Source organism: Aeribacillus sp. FSL K6-2848, from assembly GCF_038004325.1.
GTDB classification, from domain to species: Bacteria; Bacillota; Bacilli; order Bacillales; family Aeribacillaceae; genus Aeribacillus; species Aeribacillus composti.
Genome location: NZ_JBBOQQ010000001.1, coordinates 2,603,776 through 2,620,224, shown reverse-complemented (window position 1 = coordinate 2,620,224; position 16,449 = coordinate 2,603,776). Strand labels below are relative to the sequence as shown.

Below are 16,449 nucleotides of genomic sequence, written 5' to 3'. Positions count from 1 at the left end.
TCCAATGATCAAAGCTTGGATGGAAATCATCAGCAACAGGCCAATTGCGAAAAACATTTATAAAATGGAATTAAAAGGAGAGCTCGTTCAACGCATTACTCGTCCGGGACAATTTGTTCAAATAAAAGTGGATGACAGTTTTGATCTGTTATTAAGAAGACCGATCAGCATTGCCGAATACAATGCCGAAAAAAACACGATGACATTAATTTATCGGGCAGAAGGCGCCGGAACGAAAAGATTGTCCAGAAAAAAAGCAAGTGAGCTTGTCGATGTTTTCGGACCGCTCGGAAACGGTTTTCCGGTTGAAGAAACGAAGGAAAAAGCATTGCTTGTCGGTGGCGGCATTGGCGTTCCCCCTCTTTATGAATTGTCGAAGCAGCTTGTTCAAAATGGAGTGGAAGTTGTCCATGTATTAGGATTTTCAACAAAAGCGGCGGTGTTTTACGAACATGAGTTTAAAGAGCTGGGCGAAACGTTTGTGGCGACAGTTGACGGCACATTCGGCGCAAAAGGAACCGTTATGGATATCATCAATGAACAACGCTTCACATTTGAAACGCTCTATACATGCGGACCAACTCCAATGTTAAAAGCGATAGAAGAAGCATTTCCGCATAAAAAAGTGTTTTTGTCCCTGGAAGAAAGAATGGGCTGCGGAATCGGCGCTTGCTTTGCCTGTGTCCGCCGTACGAAAACCGATGCAAATGATTCGGGCTATAAGAAAATCTGTACCGACGGGCCTGTTTTTCGAATCGGGGAGGTGATGTTGGAATGTTAACTGTTAAGCTTCCTGGTCTTGAGTTAAAAAATCCGATCATGCCCGCATCAGGATGCTTCGGCTTTGGCCGCGAATTTGCCAAGCTGTACGATTTATCCAAGCTTGGAGCGATCATGATCAAAGCAACAACGCTTGAGCCTAGATTCGGAAATCCAACACCAAGGGTGGCGGAAACGCCGTCGGGAATGCTCAATGCCATCGGGTTGCAAAATCCCGGATTAAAAAAAGTGATGGAGGAAGAGCTTCCTTGGCTTTCTCAATTTGATGTTCCGATCATTGCGAACATTGCCGGCTCGACTGTTGAAGAATATGTGGAAGTGGCAAAAGAAATCAGTAAAGCGCCTAACGTAAAAGCACTTGAACTGAACATTTCTTGTCCGAATGTTAAACAAGGGGGGATCATGTTCGGAACAGTTCCTGAAGTAGCCGGACATTTAACAGAAGCTGTGAAAAACGTTTCTTCAGTACCGGTTTATGTCAAGCTTTCTCCAAATGTAACTGACATTGTCGCCATGGCAAAAGCGGTGGAAAAAGCGGGAGCAGACGGAATTACGATGATCAACACGCTCCTCGGCATGCGGATCGATGTGAAAACAGGCCGGTCGATTATTGCTAATGGAACAGGCGGGCTTTCTGGACCTGCTGTCAAGCCGATTGCCGTTCGTATGATCTATCAGGTTTCCCAAAGTGTAGAAATCCCGGTCATCGGCATGGGAGGAATTATGAATGTCGATGATTGCATAGAATTTTTGCAGGCAGGTGCAAAGGCAGTCGCAATTGGTACAGCGAATTTTGTCAATCCTTACGTCTGTGTTGAACTTATTGATGCGTTGCCGAATCGGCTGAAAGAATTAGGCTTTGATCATGTGAATGAATGTGTCGGAAGGAGCTGGAAAGATGAAAAATCGTCCTCTAATTCTTGCCCTTGATTTTGATACGAGAGAAAAAGCATTGCAGTTTGTGCAAATATTTGAGCAGCCTTTATTTGTTAAAGTGGGGATGGAACTTTTTTATCAAGAAGGCCCTTCTATCATCGAAGAATTACAGCGAAGCGGTCATCAAATATTTCTTGATTTGAAGCTGCATGATATACCAAATACCGTGAAACAAACGATGAAAGGACTTGCCAAGCTCGGAGTCGATTTGATCACTATTCACGCTGCGGGAGGTAGAGACATGATGGAAGCAGCGATAGAAGGGCTGGAGGCGGGAGCTCAGAGCGGAAATAAGCGTCCAGATGTTGTCGCTGTCACCCAGCTGACAAGCACTTCCAGCGAGATGCTAAAACATGAACTTCTCATTGAAAAGCCGTTGCTTGAGACGGTTTTACATTATGCGGAAAATGCAAAAAAAAGCGGGATGAGCGGTGTTGTTTGTTCTGTCCATGAAGTAAGCGAAATAAGAAAAACGTGCGGTCCATCTTTTCTGACTGTTACGCCTGGAATTCGTTTAGCAAAAGATAGAGCACAGGATCAAGTCCGCATTGCGACGCCAAAATTTGCAAAGGAACAAGGCGCATCAGCCATTGTTGTCGGCAGGACAATTACAAAGGCAGAGGATCCTGTTGCAGCCTACAATGAAGTAAAAAAAGAATGGGAGGGTAAGGTGGAATGAAAAAGGAAATCGCCAAACATTTGCTAGAAATTGAAGCAGTTACTCTCAGACCAAATGAACCGTTTACGTGGGCAAGCGGAATAAAATCGCCCATTTATTGCGACAATCGTTTGACTCTATCGTATCCGAAGCTCCGCAAAATCATTTACAAAGGACTAGTTCAACTAATCAGTGAGCATTTTTCCGATGCTGAATTAATTGCTGGAACTGCGACAGCCGGTATTCCCCATGCGGCATTAGTTGCTGAAGAGTTGGGATTGCCGATGTGTTATGTGCGCAGCACACCGAAAAAGCATGGGAAGGGAAACCAAATAGAAGGAAAAGTGAGGGAAGGACAAAAAGCGGTTGTAATCGAAGACTTGATTTCAACAGGGGCAAGCTCCTTAAAAGCTGTTGAAGCACTAAGAAATGCTGGCTGTCAAGTACTAGGTGTCGCCGCCATTTTCACCTACGGTCTTCCTCAAGGAAAGCAAAATTTTGCCAATGCTGGCATTCCGGCGATCGCATTAAGCGATTATGACACTTTAATCCAAGTGGCTTTGGAAGAACAAATGATTTCGAAAGAAGATCTCGACCGCTTGTCATTATGGCGAAAAAATCCTGAAAACGACAGTTGGCTCGAAAAAGTTTAACCTCCCTTTCATAAAATATTTAATTCCAATCAAAAAACTCGGGTTGACTTTTAGGAAAATTATGATAAAATTTGAAAGCATATAGCACGTTCTTGAAAGGAACACTGTGAATCTGCTAACCTAGTTTTTAAGTACAAAATATCATTTGTACAAATGAAAGAAATAAAAAGCTGTCTAAATAAACCGCTGACTAGACGACTAGAGGCGGTTTTCAATCCTTTTATTGAACGAGCTCTATTCCTTTTCTAATAAGGGGGAAAGGCGAATGCTTACGTACGAAACCTGGGCGGAACCTGATCTCGTGTTTGATGAGACATCGGACACAAAAGGTGCCCTAGAGGTGTTGGAATGGGCATATTCAACATATAAAGATGATATTGTGTATTCGTGCAGCTTTGGGATTGAAGGGATTGTACTCATTGATTTAATATCGAAGGTCAATCCGACCGCACGGATTGTCTTTTTGGATACAGGGCTGCATTTTAAAGAAACCTATGATTGCATAGAAAAAGTAAAAAATCGATACCCAGATTTAAATATAGAATTGAAAAAACCAGAGATCACATTAGAAGAGCAAAAAGAGCAATATGGGGATAAGCTTTGGGAGAGAGATCCGAATCTTTGCTGCCACATCCGGAAAGTGATTCCTTTAAGGGAGACACTTGAACCTGTAAAAGCATGGATTTCAGGATTGAGAAGAGAACAATCGCCGACAAGAAAACATATAAACTATATTAATAAAGATGAGAAATTCCAAAAGGTAAAAATTTGCCCTCTCATCCACTGGACATGGAAGGAAGTTTGGCGATATGTTTATAAACATGATTTGCCTTATATCGTCTTACATGATCAAGGTTATCCTTCCATTGGCTGCCAGCCTTGCACTCAGCCAGCCATTAACATGGATGATCTGCGTTCTGGAAGATGGGTCGGCCATCAAAAGCTTGAATGCGGATTACATGAGAGTGTGACAAAATAATGGAAGCCTATAACCATTAGAGGAAGCGGTGCGGCGGCAGCGGGTGCTGCCTGTCGTACAGGAGCGGTAAAAACATATCGCTTTTTCCTCCATTCGGACTGCTGGAAATGTTCTCTGTTCAATGGTCGGTGGAGGTGAAGGTGCCTAAACCGTCTGCTTCGGCTTCATCGATAGTTGATTCAATCATTTTATCTTTGGTGTTTGTTCAATCAAAATATGAATATCATTTACAAGTGAAGTGATAGTTTGATCTACAGCAGGCCTTTTTCCGCATATAATGCTTTATAAAAACTCGTCATAAAAAATAAAGTTTTGAAGACTCGTTTCATGAAATGATTCTTTTTACTCGTTTTTGATGATGGCGTATCGCAACGATTTAGATTTATTTAGCGGCTAAGGCTAAAAATTTTTTCAACAAAAGCCTAGTAAATAAATATGAATATAGGAATATATGGCGTAGCAAGGAGGAGATCAAATGGGGATTGCACCGCACGGAGGAACATTAATCAATCGCTATAATCCAGAATACAATTATTCTCATATTCAAGAAGCAATTGAATTGGATAATATCGGGCTCTCTGACTTAGAGTTAATCGGTATTGGAGCATTTAGTCCATTAACGGGTTTTTTAACTAAAAAAGATTATGATAGTGTTGTCGAAAACATGCGTCTTGCCAATGGTATAGTTTGGAGCATTCCAATTACACTTCCTGTTGAAGAAGAACAAGCTGATCGCATCGACATTGGAGATGAAGTTAAGCTGACATTTAACGGAGAAGTATACGGTGTGATCAAAGTGGAAGATAAATATAAGCCGGATAAACAAAAAGAAGCGGAATATGTTTATCGGACAAAAGATGAAGAGCACCCAGGAGTTGCTAAATTGTATGAGCGTCCACCTGTCTATCTTGGCGGGGATGTCGTGTTAGTAAAGAAAACGGAAAAGCCGTTTCCAAACGAAACATTTGAACCAGCGGAATCTCGAGCCGCTTTTGAACGTTTCGGCTGGAATACAGTCGTAGGGTTTCAAACGAGAAATCCTGTTCACCGGGCGCATGAATACATTCAAAAAACAGCTCTTGAAACCGTAGACGGATTATTTCTGCAGCCGCTTGTCGGCGAAACAAAAAAGGATGATATTCCTGCGGATATTCGCATGGAAAGCTATCGAGTTCTGTTGGAAAATTACTATCCGAAAGATCGTGTTCTGTTAGGAATTTTTCCAGCCGCCATGCGCTATGCCGGACCAAGGGAAGCGATATTCCATGCTATCGTTCGAAAAAATTATGGGTGTACGCATTTCATCGTTGGAAGAGACCATGCAGGGGTTGGAAATTATTATGGAACATATGATGCGCAGAAAATCTTTTTCAACTTTACAAAAGAGGAATTAGACATTACGCCGCTGTTTTTTGAACACAGCTTTTATTGCAAAAAATGCGACGGCATGGCCTCCCATAAAACATGTCCGCATTCCGATGACGACCGTGTCATTTTATCAGGCACAAAAGTAAGGGAAAAACTGCGAAACGGCGAGCCGCTGCCAAACACTTTCAGCCGTCCGGAAGTTGTTGAAGTGCTCGTAAAAGGACTGCGCCAAGAAGAATTGCAAAAATGAGGTGGAATAAACGTGACAAGTAAAAATATTGTTTGGCATCACCATTCCGTCACAAAAGAAGAGCGGAGGAAAAAGTTGGGGCATCACAGCTTTGTTCTATGGTTTACCGGATTGTCTGGTTCCGGCAAATCAACGTTAGCCAATGCATTAAACCAAAAACTGTTCAATGAAAATATTTCGTCTTACGTACTAGATGGAGACAACGTTCGCCATGGGTTGAACAAAGATTTAGGATTTTCGGAATTGGACCGAAAAGAAAACATTCGGCGCATTGGAGAAGTTGCAAAATTATTTGTAGACAGCGGTCAAGTTGTTTTGACAGCCTTTATTTCTCCATATAAAGAAGATCGGGAGTTAGTAAGAAATTTGCTCGAGCATGATGAGTTCATTGAAATATATGTTAAATGCTCATTATCAGAATGTGAAAAACGAGATCCGAAAGGGCTGTACAAAAAAGCGAGAAACGGTGAAATAAAACATTTTACAGGTATCGACGATCCATATGAAGAGCCTGAAAATCCTGAAATCATTGTTCATTCTGAGGAATGGTCAGTAGAAGAAAGTGTTGAACATATTTTTCAATATTTAAAAAATCGAAAGTTCCTATAATTTTAAACATTGGGGGAGTTGCAATGGCACATGAAAAAGTATGGGCAAACAATGAAAATTTAAATAAGTTTGAATTAAAAAAGCTTGAAAAAGACGGATTGGATATTTTGGAAGAAATCGACACCTTTGCGAAAAACGGCTTTGCTTCCATTCCGGAAGAAGATTGGGATTTGCTCAAATGGGCGGGGCTGTATCTTCAACGGCCTAAAAAAGACGGTTATTTTATGATGCGGATCAAAGTACCGACGGGAATATTAAACTATGAACAAGTCGTTGCACTCGCAGGGATCTGCAGAGATTTTGGCCGGGATCTATTTGATATTACAACTCGTCAAGCCATCCAATTCCATTGGCTGGAAATCGAGAACATTCCGGAAATATTTAGACGCTTGGATGAAGTCGGTCTAACAACGGTAGGCGCCTGTGGCGACATCGCCCGCAACGTGATTGGAAATCCTCTTGCGGGCATTGACCCGGAGGAGCTTTTGGACACAGAGCCGATTGTGCGAGAAATTCATCAATTTTTCCATAAAAATAGAGATTTTTCCAATTTGCCAAGAAAATATAAAATTTCGATTAGTGCAAGCTACTACAATTCCGGACATGCCGAAATCAATGATTTAGCTTTCATACCAGCTACAAAAGAGATTGACGGAAAGCTTGTGAAAGGCTTTCATGTAAAGGTCGGTGGCGGACTATCATCAAAACCGCATTTGGCCCAACCATTGAACATTTTCGTAACCCCGGATAAAGTGAAGGATGTTGCCATTGCGGTCACAACCATCTTCCGTGATTACGGCTATCGTGAGAAAAGACACCGCGCCCGTCTAAAATTTTTAGTTGCCGATTGGGGTGTAGAAAAATTCCAAGAAAAACTGCTTGAACTGACAGGTCCGCTTCCGGAGAGAGGAAACGATGAAACAAAAGGCTGGAATGCAGGATATTTTTACGGCGTTCATCCGCAAAAGCAAAAAGGCTTGAATTACATCGGCTTTAATGTTCCGCTCGGAAGACTTTATTCCGAGGAAGTGCTGGAGATCGCCAGAATTTCCAAAAAATACGGTAATGGACAAATCCGAACTTGCAATACACAAAATATTGTGATTCCGAACGTTCCGGATGATCAAGTTGAAGCTTTGCTGGCAGAAGAAATTTTTCAAAAGGGCAGAATTACCATCAAGCCGAAATCATTCATTGGTTATGCCGTTTCCTGCACTGGAACGGAATTTTGCAACCTTGCGCTTGTTGAAACGAAACAGCGGATGAAAACAATTGTCGAATATTTGGATCAAGAATTAGAATTGGATGTACCTGTTCGAATGCACATCACAGGCTGCCCGAATTCATGCGGTCAGCGGCAAATCGCGGACATCGGTCTGCAAGGCGTTTTGATGAGAACAAAAGATAAAAAAATGGTCGATGCCTACGAAATTCATGTTGGCGGAACGCTTCTTGACGGCGGCCGATTTAATGAAAAATTGAAAGGAAAAATTGAGGCAGAGAAGCTTCATTTAGTGTTGAAAGATTTTCTGCAATATTTCAAAGAAACGAAGCTGGCCGGCGAAACCTTTTTAGAATATTATGATCGCGTCGGCATTGAACCTTTGCAGGCGAAGCTCGATGAGATTTTGGAACCTCTCGGAGCTTAAATGGGGTGTCAGCATGTATTTGTATCGCTTTCTTGTAAAAACGAAGGAGAAGGAAATTCCAGTAATCATCGCGGCCGAAAATGATTTGAAAGCATTCGAGCAAGTAGATGTTGAGCTTGAAAAATTTTATTTAAAGGTTCTTGACATTGAAGATGTTACGTTGTACGAAAAGAAAAAAATACGAAAAAGTGCAGGGTTTGTGATAGATGAAAGCGACGTGACGCTCTGTACGTAGTGGGGGAGATCAGCGTGGGAAAAGTGTATATTGTCGGAGCAGGCCCAGGAGATCCAGAATTAATCACAATAAAAGCGATGAAGGCGATTCAGAAGGCGGATGTGATTTTATATGACAGGCTTGTCAACAAAGAGCTCCTTGCTTATGCAAAAAAAGAAGCGGATCTCATTTATTGCGGCAAATTGCCAAATTACCATACGATGCGCCAAGAGACGATCAATAAGTTTTTAGTGAAGCATGCCCAGGCAGGCAAAATCGTAACGCGGTTAAAAGGAGGCGATCCCTATCTGTTTGGCAGAGGGGGGGAGGAAGCGGAAGTATTGGTGCAAAAACGAATTCCTTTTGAAGTAATCCCCGGGGTTACGGCTGCTTCCGCCGCTTCCGCCTATGCTGGCATCCCGCTAACGCATCGCAACATCAGCGCTTCGTGTGCATTTATTACCGGGCATAGAGCAGGGGACCGGAAAACAAAAGAGGAAACGATTCATTTGATGAAGGCGGCGGACACCGTTGCCGTCTATATGGGTGTGAAAAATATTCCGGAAATCCAAGACATGATGGTCCGAAGCGGGAAGGATCCCAATACACCTGTTGCCTTTATTGAATGGGCAACTACGGAAGAACAGCGCACAGTAACGACAAACGTGAAGGAAATGGCGAAATCGGCAAAAGAAAATTGTATTTCTAATCCATGCATGATCATTATCGGCGAAGTCGTTCGTTTTCATGACCAGTTGAACTGGTTTGAGAAGCAGATGAGCAACATCGATTTTACAACAGGTGTTTCGTTATGAAAAAAGGGGTTCTGTATATCTTTCACGGCAGTCGGTTGCGAGATTCTAGAGAAGAGGCGATTCATTTTTTCAATGACGTGAAGGCGAGCCTGCCATACGAGATTCAAGAAATCTCTTTCCTTGAGCTTGCAAAGCCTACCATTGAGGAAGGATTTGCATCCTGTTTCGCAAAAGGAGCTGCTCATATTGCGGTAATCCCAGTGCTGTTATTAGCTGCCGGCCATGCCAAACAAGATATACCAGCTATTCTTTCGACATTGCAGACAAAGTATCCGGAAGCAATGATCTCCTATGGCATGCCTTTTGGCGTTGATGAATTGATGCTACAGGCGGTGGAAGACCGAATTAAACGCGTTTTGAATAGACCGAAAAAGTCTAGAATGATTTTGATCGGTCGAGGAAGCCGCGATGTGGAAATGCAGCAAGATTTTTTAAGGATTGGCCGCATGCTTGAAGAGCGATTGGAAGTACCGGTGACGTGCTGCTTTTTAACCGCAGCTTCTCCTCTTTTTCAAGATGTTGTTCAATCCGTTCCAAAAATGACGGAAGAAGAAATAATTTTTGTGCCTTATTTATTGTTTACAGGTCTATTGTTAAAAGGAGTTCAAAAGGAAATCGAGCAATTGAAAAAGGTAACGAATAAAAATATTATGTTAACTGATCATATCGGAAACCATTCGGCTGTAAAAGAACTGCTTCGCTTCAGAGTTGAAGAAGCGTTTGCAACAAGAGAAGAGAATAAATATTTGAAAAAGGAAACCGTGTTATGAATGGTTTCCTTTTTCTCTGTACTGAAATGAGGCGTACATAATTTTTCATGATTAGAGCTAGTGAAGGCGATATTCCAGATGATCAACGTTGTTAATGGAGTAAGAGTTTCATAAAAGAAGCTTATAAAAGCAGAAGGAGAAGAAGAAAAAACGTCTATTGTTTTTTCAACTTCAGCACGAGCTCTTCATCAGGCGTCACATAGACCGTTTGCTGATTTTCATATATGACAAACCCAGGCTTGGCGCCATTCGGTTTTTTTACATAGCGCACTTTTGTATAATCGACAGGTACGGAGCTTGATTGGCGCGCTTTGCTGAAATAAGCTGCCAGATTCGCTGCCTCTAAAATGGTCTGTTCAGACGGATCTTTTTTCCGGATGACAACATGGGAGCCCGGTATGTCCTTTGTATGAAGCCAAATATCGTCTCTAGCAGCAACCCGGTTCGTCAAGTATTCGTTTTGCTTGTTGTTTTTGCCGACTAATATTTCAGCTCCGTCGCTGGACAGATAAGCTTCTAAAACAGGTTTAGCATTTTTTTTCTTCTGGATGTTCGCTCTTTTTTTCAAATATCCCCCTTCAATCAATTCTTCTCGAATTTCCTCTAAGTCTTTAGGAGAAGCTGTTTCAAGCTGCTGGAGAAGCCGGTCAAAATATTCGATTTCTTGTTCTGCTTTTTCGATTTGCGATTTGACAACTAAAACGGAATTTTTGGCTTTTTGATATTTTTGGAAATAACTTTGGGCGTTTTCAGAAGGAGTTTTCAAAGGATCAAGCGGAATTTTGATCTTTTGTCCATCCTCGTCATAATAGTTGATAACTTCGACTTCTTTATCCCCTTTTTTCACTGCATGCATGTTCGCTGTCAATAGTTCGCCGTAAAGCTGTAGCGTATTTGCTTTTTCAGCCTCTTTGAGCGTGTGTTTTAGCTTTTGGATTTTCGTTTCATTCTTTTTTCGTTCGTTGATGATGAAGCGTTCTAAATCCTGCCCTTGCTGCTTCACTCGATCGCGTTCCGCTTTTGAGTAAAAATATCGGTCTAGCAATTCGCTTATGGTAGAAAATGTTTTCCTTTCTCCTTTTACGTGCTCTAAAGGCAAAATATAAAAATATTCTTTATTTAAAGTTTTTGTCATTTGCGGAACAATGCTTCCGCTTTTTATTTGATTTAAAACGGACATAAGCGTTCTGGCAACCGATTCCTTATTGGCGATTCCAGAGCGGTAGACGATTTCTTTTGCCAACAGAGGCGAGATGCCAGCAAATTGGTCGACAATTTGTTTTTCAAATTTTCCTGAAAACAGATCAATTTTTTTCAAAACCGTTTCTTCTGAAGCATGAAAAGGATTCAATTTGCCTTGGTCTGGAGGAAAAACATATGCGTGTCCGGGCAAAACAGAGCGATGGCGATTGACTGCAGCTGATACATGTTTGATGCTGTCAATGATCATCTTCTTTTCTTGATCGACTAAGATGATGTTGCTATGTTTTCCCATGATCTCGACAAATAATTGTTTCCTGGTGATATCCCCTAATTCATTGCGGGATCTCATTTGCAGCATGACGATTCGATCAAGTCCGACCTGGCTGATTTCCTCAATGATGCTTCCTTCCAAATGCTTTCTTAAAACCATACAGAACATCGGCGGTTCTTGCGGATTATCATAGTTGGAGGCTGTAAGATGAATGCGCGCAAAATTGGGATGATTGGATATAAGCAGACGATAATTTTTACCTTTCTGACGAATTTGCAAGATAAGATCGTGCTTAGAAGGCTGATGAATTTTTGTGATTTTTCCGCCTTCAAGCTCTTGTTTCAATTCTCTTTGAACACAATATGTAAAAATGCCGTCAAAAGACATATTTGCTCACCCTTTTTCCATGAAGTCCAAGAAAAAACTTACTAAATTATAACATGTTTTAGGACAAGGCTGAATATGTTGTTCTTAGAGCGTGTATCAAAAGGTGAAAAGGGGTGAAACAGAAATTCATGAAATGGCATGAATTGACAGAACAAGAAGCAATTCAATCATTGAATGTCGATATAAAAAAAGGATTATCAGAAAAAGAAGCAGAAAACCGCAGAAAAAAATTAGGATACAATGAGCTTGCAGAAGGAAAACGGCAATCAAATCTTTTGTTATTTTTCGGCCAGTTTAAAGATTTCATGGTTCTTGTTTTAATTGCGGCAACCGTCATTTCCGGCCTTTTAGGAGAGTATATTGATGCAGTTGCCATTATTGCGATTGTGATTTTGAACGGAGTTCTTGGATTTATTCAAGAGAAAAAGGCAGAGAAGTCTCTTGCTGCATTAAAAGAACTGTCAAGCCCGCAGACTACTGTATTGCGCAGCGGGAAGTGGGTGAAGATCCCTTCGAGAGAAATTGTCGTAGGGGACTGCATTAAATTTAAAAGCGGCGATCGAATCGGAGCTGATGTGCGTCTCATTCAGGTATCAAGCCTTGAAGTCGAGGAGTCGGCACTAACTGGCGAATCCGTCCCTGTTGGAAAACATACACGCCCATTAAAAGGGAATCAAGGATCCGTTGGCGATATGCAAAATATGGCCTTTATGGGCACGCTTGTAACAAGAGGAAGCGGAGTCGGCGTTGTCGTGGCTACAGGCATGAAAACGGCAATGGGGCAAATTGCAGATTTGCTGCAAACCCAGGAGCAGCAATTGACACCGATGCAGAGAAAATTAGAAGAGCTGGGCAAAGTTTTAATTGTTGTAGCTCTTCTCTTGACGGTATTAGTAGCAGGAATCGGAGTCATGCAAGGACATGCTGTTTATGAAATGTTTTTGGCGGGGGTCTCGCTGGCAGTGGCGGCGATTCCTGAAGGCTTGCCGGCGATTGTTACGGTTGCATTGGCATTGGGCGTCCAGCGGATGATCAAGAAAAATTCAATTGTCCGAAAGCTTCCAGCTGTTGAAACGCTCGGATGTGCAACCGTCATTTGTTCAGATAAAACAGGAACAATGACTCAAAACCAAATGACTGTGACAGACATTTGGATAAGCAATAAATCATGGAAGGTAACAGGTGCGGGCTATCAGCCTGCTGGGGAGTTTTTTGAAAACGGAAAAAAAATTGATCCGGCTGCTCATAAACCGTTGAAGCAAATGTTAATGTTTGGAATGCTTGCTTCAACATCTGATATTATTGAAACAAATGGAGAATATTCCCTTGATGGCGACCCGACGGAAGGCGCGTTGATCGTGGCTGGCATGAAAGCGGGGCTGGCAAAATCAAAATTATTGAAGCAATTTCATATTATGCGAGAATTTCCTTTTGACTCCGACCGAAAAATGATGTCCGTCATTGTTCAAGATAAAGACGGAAAATGCTTTGCAGTTGCAAAAGGAGCTCCAGATGTTATATTAGAACGTTCGACACATGTTCTTTGGCACGATAGAAAAGAACGTTTAACGGAACAGCGAAAAAATGACATTCAAAAGGCAATTTTTCATCAGGCAAACGAAGCATTAAGAACGATAGCAGTTGCATACAAACCGCTTCATACAGGATCTCTACCCCAAGCTGAAGCGGAATCTTCTCTTATTTTCATTGGCATACAAGGAATGATTGACCCGCCAAGACCAGAAGTGAAACAAGCGGTGAAGGAATGCGGTGAAGCAGGCATTAAAACTGTCATGATAACAGGCGATCATGTTATTACCGCACAAGCTATCGCAAAAGAACTAGAAATATTGCCGCCCAACGGTAAAGTAATGGACGGATCATCTTTGTCCAAGCTCACGATTGAAGAATTGGAAGAAGTAGTTGATGATATTTACGTATTTGCCAGAGTTTCTCCGGAGCATAAATTGAAAATTGTGAAAGCATTGCAAAACAAAGGACATATCGTTGCAATGACTGGAGACGGCGTAAATGATGCCCCGGCAATCAAAGCGGCAGACATAGGCATTTCGATGGGAATGAGCGGCACCGATGTGGCAAAAGAAGCTTCCTCTCTTATTCTCGTTGATGATAACTTTGCCACCATTAAAGCAGCGATTCAAGAAGGGCGCAATATTTATGACAATATCAGGAAATTTATTCGCTATTTATTAGCATCAAATGTAGGAGAGATACTAGTTATGTTATTTGCCATGATTTTAGCATTGCCACTGCCGCTTGTTCCGATTCAAATTTTGTGGGTGAATCTTGTAACAGATGGCCTGCCGGCTATGGCGCTTGGCCTTGATCCTGCAGAAGAAGATGTGTTAAAAAGAAAGCCTCGCGATCCGAAAGAAGGGATTTTTTCGAGAGGGCTTGGCTGGAAAATTTTATCTCGCGGGTTTTTAATCGGGCTGTCCACACTACTTGTCTTTTACTTCATTTATGAACGGAATACAGAACAGCTTGCCTACGCGCAAACAGCTGCTTTTGCAACACTTGTTTTGTCCCAATTGATTTTAGTGTTTGATTCAAGAACGGAAAAAACGATTTTTGACCGGAATCCTTTTAGCAACATTTATTTGCTGCTGGCAGTCTTTTCATCCATAATCTTAATGCTTGTTGTCATTTATTATGAGCCGCTTCAACCGATTTTCCATACAACGCCTATCATGGCTCGAGATTGGCTGTTTATTTTCGTCATGTCCGCTCTGCCGACATTTTTGCTGGCAGGATCAATTTTAACAAGAAAAAAACGATAAGTTATGTTATAATTTTTTCAGGTGATAGATGCTATTCTATGACCTTTCTTTTTTTCTTTTGTTTTGAAGGCGACGAAAGAACGGATGTGGTACAATGGTATTAAGCATGACGGGATTTGGCCGCTCGGTAAAAACGGTGCAGCAGATGCAAATAACAGTTGAGATGAGATCGGTCAATCACCGGTTTTGTGAAATCAGCGTGCGGATGCCTAAAAATTTTTTTTCGCTTGAAGAAAAAATAAAGAAAGCCGTACAATCTTATATAAATCGAGGACGTGTGGAATTGTACATCACGGTCAGCGGAGAGGGTCTTTTTTCCAGAACCCTAAACGTTGACTGGTCCCTTGCCGCTCAATACATAGACGCTTTGAACGAAATGAAACGCCGTTTTCATATAGATGATTCCATTCGTTTCATGCACCTTTTGCATGATGAACATATTTTTGAAATTCAAGAGGTTGCGAATGAAAATGAAGAGCTTGAATGTATGATGTTAGAAGCTGTTCATGAAGCGGCCAATCAACTTCTGGAAATGCGGGCTGCAGAAGGAAGCAAGCTAAAAGAAGACTTGCTGAAGCATTTGGAAGCGTTAGAGCAAATCATAGAGCATATTCAATCAAGAGCCAGTATTGTCGCAAGCAACTACAGAGATAAATTGCAAAAGCGTTTATCCGAGTTTATAACAGGGAATATTGATGAGAATAGAATATTGTTGGAAGTGGCAATTTTCGCTGACAAATCGGATATTACGGAAGAATTGACAAGATTAGAAAGCCATTTGAGCCAGTTTCGAAAAACGATCGAAAAAGATGAACCGATAGGGCGGAAGCTTGATTTTATCGTACAAGAGATGAGCCGGGAAGCCAATACGATCGGAGCTAAAGGGAATGATTCGGCCATTTCTGCTTTCGTTGTGGAATTGAAAACTGTTATTGAAAAATTAAAAGAGCAAGTTCAAAATATTGAATAAAGGCTTTTTAGGGGGAAAAATCATGGGAATTAAATTAATTAATATTGGCTTTGGCAACATCGTTTCAGCAAGCCGCATCATTTCCATTGTAAGCCCCGAATCGGCTCCGATAAAGCGGATGATTCAAGATGCAAGAGAACGAGGAATGCTTATTGATGCGACATATGGAAGAAGGACGAGAGCAGTTGTTATAATGGATTCTGACCATATTATATTGTCTGCCGTCCAACCGGAAACAGTTGCTCAAAGGCTTTCCAATAAAGATGAGCTGTCTGATGAAGGGTAGGGTAAATTTGAAATGCAATTAAAGAAAAAAGGTTTGTTAATTGTTTTGTCTGGACCGTCCGGAGTGGGAAAAGGCACTGTTCGCAAAGCGTTGTTTGCACAAAAAGACGTCAATTTTCAATATTCGATCTCAGTGACGACGAGAACCCCACGGGAGGGTGAGAAGGACGGTGTAGATTATTTTTTTAAAACACGCGAACAATTTGAACAGATGATTAAGGAAAACAAACTGCTTGAATGGGCAGAATATGTTGGGAATTATTACGGTACACCCGTTGAATATGTAGAGAAAACACTTGCAGAAGGAAAAGATGTTTTTCTAGAAATTGAAGTTCAAGGGGCTCTTCAAGTTAAAAAGGCATTTCCTGACGGGTTGTTTATATTTTTGCTCCCGCCTAGCCTGGAAGAACTGAAAAATCGAATTGTCACGAGAGGAACAGAGTCAGCTGACTTGATCAATAATCGGATGAAAAAAGCAAAAGAAGAAATTGACATGATGGATTATTATGACTATGTTGTTGTAAATGATGAAGTGAATCTTGCCTGTGAAAAAATTAAAGCGATTGTGACTGCTGAACATTGCAGAAGGGAAAGAGTTGCACAAATGTACAAAAAATTTTTGGAGGTTGAGTCTTGATGCTTTATCCATCAATTGATTCCCTATTAAACCGTATCAATTCAAAATATACACTAGTAACTGTAGCAGCAAAAAGAGCGCGGCAAATGCAGCAAAACAATGACCAGCAATTGGAAAACACGGTATCTGTAAAATATGTCGGAAAAGCGCTGGAAGAAATTGATGCAGGGCTGCTTAATTATGAAAAGATTGAGAAATAATAGCTGCTGTCATA

General features: G+C 41.4%; 17 protein-coding genes. 16 read left to right on the top strand and 1 reads right to left on the bottom strand.

What is annotated here, in order from left to right; all coding sequences use genetic code 11:
• Positions 1–4 precede the first annotated feature (4 nt).
• From NSS70_RS12555 to NSS70_RS12505, 11 genes are all read left to right on the top strand, one after another.
• Positions 5–781 (top strand): dihydroorotate dehydrogenase electron transfer subunit, encoded by a 777-nt coding sequence (locus tag NSS70_RS12555; RefSeq protein WP_339192964.1) that lies wholly within the window; start codon positions 5–7, stop codon positions 779–781.
• Positions 775–1,710: a dihydroorotate dehydrogenase gene (locus NSS70_RS12550; protein ID WP_063388468.1), complete on the top strand. Its 936-nt coding sequence runs from the start codon at positions 775–777 to the stop codon at positions 1,708–1,710. Before NSS70_RS12555 ends, NSS70_RS12550 begins: the two co-directional genes overlap by 7 nt.
• Positions 1,679–2,395 carry an orotidine-5'-phosphate decarboxylase gene (gene pyrF / locus NSS70_RS12545; protein WP_339192963.1) on the top strand — a complete coding sequence of 239 codons (717 nt, stop codon included), beginning with the start codon at positions 1,679–1,681 and terminating at the stop codon, positions 2,393–2,395. The genes NSS70_RS12550 and pyrF overlap by 32 nt, the downstream gene beginning before the upstream one ends.
• Positions 2,392–3,027 carry an orotate phosphoribosyltransferase gene (gene pyrE / locus NSS70_RS12540; RefSeq protein ID WP_339196621.1) on the top strand — a complete coding sequence of 212 codons (636 nt, stop codon included), beginning with the start codon at positions 2,392–2,394 and terminating at the stop codon, positions 3,025–3,027. The genes pyrF and pyrE overlap by 4 nt, the downstream gene beginning before the upstream one ends.
• A gap of 265 nt (positions 3,028–3,292) precedes the next feature.
• Positions 3,293–4,006, top strand: coding sequence for a phosphoadenylyl-sulfate reductase (locus tag NSS70_RS12535; protein WP_339196618.1), 714 nt, complete (start codon positions 3,293–3,295; stop codon positions 4,004–4,006).
• 475 nt (positions 4,007–4,481) lie between these two features.
• Positions 4,482–5,624: a sulfate adenylyltransferase gene (sat, locus tag NSS70_RS12530; protein ID WP_339196615.1), complete on the top strand. Its 1,143-nt coding sequence runs from the start codon at positions 4,482–4,484 to the stop codon at positions 5,622–5,624.
• Between the two features lie 12 nt (positions 5,625–5,636).
• On the top strand, positions 5,637–6,233 hold the full coding sequence (cysC, locus tag NSS70_RS12525) for an adenylyl-sulfate kinase (protein WP_339196612.1): 597 nt from the start codon (positions 5,637–5,639) through the stop codon (positions 6,231–6,233).
• Between the two features lie 23 nt (positions 6,234–6,256).
• Positions 6,257–7,882 (top strand): nitrite/sulfite reductase, encoded by a 1,626-nt coding sequence (locus NSS70_RS12520; RefSeq protein ID WP_063388462.1) that lies wholly within the window; start codon positions 6,257–6,259, stop codon positions 7,880–7,882.
• Positions 7,883–7,895: 13 nt separating this feature from the next.
• Positions 7,896–8,117 carry a DUF3906 family protein gene (locus tag NSS70_RS12515; protein WP_063388461.1) on the top strand — a complete coding sequence of 74 codons (222 nt, stop codon included), beginning with the start codon at positions 7,896–7,898 and terminating at the stop codon, positions 8,115–8,117.
• 14 nt (positions 8,118–8,131) lie between these two features.
• On the top strand, positions 8,132–8,911 hold the full coding sequence (cobA, locus tag NSS70_RS12510; RefSeq protein WP_339196608.1) for a uroporphyrinogen-III C-methyltransferase: 780 nt from the start codon (positions 8,132–8,134) through the stop codon (positions 8,909–8,911).
• Positions 8,908–9,681, top strand: a complete 774-nt coding sequence (locus NSS70_RS12505; protein WP_339196605.1) for a sirohydrochlorin chelatase — start codon at positions 8,908–8,910, stop codon at positions 9,679–9,681. Before cobA ends, NSS70_RS12505 begins: the two co-directional genes overlap by 4 nt.
• Positions 9,682–9,835: 154 nt before the next feature.
• On the opposite strand, the gene NSS70_RS12500 is transcribed toward NSS70_RS12505, so the two are convergent.
• Positions 9,836–11,542 (bottom strand): Rqc2 family fibronectin-binding protein, encoded by a 1,707-nt coding sequence (locus tag NSS70_RS12500; protein ID WP_063388458.1) that lies wholly within the window; start codon positions 11,540–11,542, stop codon positions 9,836–9,838.
• Between the two features lie 128 nt (positions 11,543–11,670).
• Between NSS70_RS12500 and NSS70_RS12495 the strand changes: the two genes are divergently transcribed.
• The 5 genes from NSS70_RS12495 to rpoZ all read left to right on the top strand — a co-directional run bounded on the left by NSS70_RS12495 (position 11,671) and on the right by rpoZ (position 16,435).
• On the top strand, positions 11,671–14,343 hold the full coding sequence (locus NSS70_RS12495; protein ID WP_340734426.1) for a calcium-translocating P-type ATPase, SERCA-type: 2,673 nt from the start codon (positions 11,671–11,673) through the stop codon (positions 14,341–14,343).
• A 94-nt stretch (positions 14,344–14,437) separates the two neighbouring features.
• Positions 14,438–15,313 carry a YicC/YloC family endoribonuclease gene (locus NSS70_RS12490; protein WP_063388457.1) on the top strand — a complete coding sequence of 292 codons (876 nt, stop codon included), beginning with the start codon at positions 14,438–14,440 and terminating at the stop codon, positions 15,311–15,313.
• Positions 15,314–15,335: 22 nt separating this feature from the next.
• On the top strand, positions 15,336–15,599 hold the full coding sequence (gene remA / locus NSS70_RS12485; RefSeq protein ID WP_063388456.1) for an extracellular matrix/biofilm regulator RemA: 264 nt from the start codon (positions 15,336–15,338) through the stop codon (positions 15,597–15,599).
• Between the two features lie 12 nt (positions 15,600–15,611).
• The gene (gmk, locus tag NSS70_RS12480; RefSeq protein ID WP_063388455.1) at positions 15,612–16,235 is read left to right on the top strand and encodes a guanylate kinase; all 624 of its coding nucleotides are present in this window, start codon (positions 15,612–15,614) and stop codon (positions 16,233–16,235) included.
• A complete protein-coding gene (gene rpoZ / locus NSS70_RS12475; protein WP_063388646.1) occupies positions 16,235–16,435 on the top strand; it encodes a DNA-directed RNA polymerase subunit omega in 201 nt (66 codons plus the stop codon). Before gmk ends, rpoZ begins: the two co-directional genes overlap by 1 nt.
• Positions 16,436–16,449 lie beyond the last annotated feature (14 nt).

Coding starts and splice junctions, on each gene's coding strand:
- NSS70_RS12555 (WP_339192964.1), top strand. CDS start 5: ATGATCAAAGCTTGGATGGAAATCATCAGCAACAGGCCAATTGCGAAA.
- NSS70_RS12550 (WP_063388468.1), top strand. CDS start 775: ATGTTAACTGTTAAGCTTCCTGGTCTTGAGTTAAAAAATCCGATCATG.
- pyrF (WP_339192963.1), top strand. CDS start 1,679: ATGAAAAATCGTCCTCTAATTCTTGCCCTTGATTTTGATACGAGAGAA.
- pyrE (WP_339196621.1), top strand. CDS start 2,392: ATGAAAAAGGAAATCGCCAAACATTTGCTAGAAATTGAAGCAGTTACT.
- NSS70_RS12535 (WP_339196618.1), top strand. CDS start 3,293: ATGCTTACGTACGAAACCTGGGCGGAACCTGATCTCGTGTTTGATGAG.
- sat (WP_339196615.1), top strand. CDS start 4,482: ATGGGGATTGCACCGCACGGAGGAACATTAATCAATCGCTATAATCCA.
- NSS70_RS12520 (WP_063388462.1), top strand. CDS start 6,257: ATGGCACATGAAAAAGTATGGGCAAACAATGAAAATTTAAATAAGTTT.
- NSS70_RS12515 (WP_063388461.1), top strand. CDS start 7,896: ATGTATTTGTATCGCTTTCTTGTAAAAACGAAGGAGAAGGAAATTCCA.
- NSS70_RS12505 (WP_339196605.1), top strand. CDS start 8,908: ATGAAAAAAGGGGTTCTGTATATCTTTCACGGCAGTCGGTTGCGAGAT.
- NSS70_RS12500 (WP_063388458.1), bottom strand. CDS start 11,542: ATGTCTTTTGACGGCATTTTTACATATTGTGTTCAAAGAGAATTGAAA.
- NSS70_RS12495 (WP_340734426.1), top strand. CDS start 11,671: ATGAAATGGCATGAATTGACAGAACAAGAAGCAATTCAATCATTGAAT.
- NSS70_RS12490 (WP_063388457.1), top strand. CDS start 14,438: ATGGTATTAAGCATGACGGGATTTGGCCGCTCGGTAAAAACGGTGCAG.
- remA (WP_063388456.1), top strand. CDS start 15,336: ATGGGAATTAAATTAATTAATATTGGCTTTGGCAACATCGTTTCAGCA.
- gmk (WP_063388455.1), top strand. CDS start 15,612: ATGCAATTAAAGAAAAAAGGTTTGTTAATTGTTTTGTCTGGACCGTCC.
- rpoZ (WP_063388646.1), top strand. CDS start 16,235: ATGCTTTATCCATCAATTGATTCCCTATTAAACCGTATCAATTCAAAA.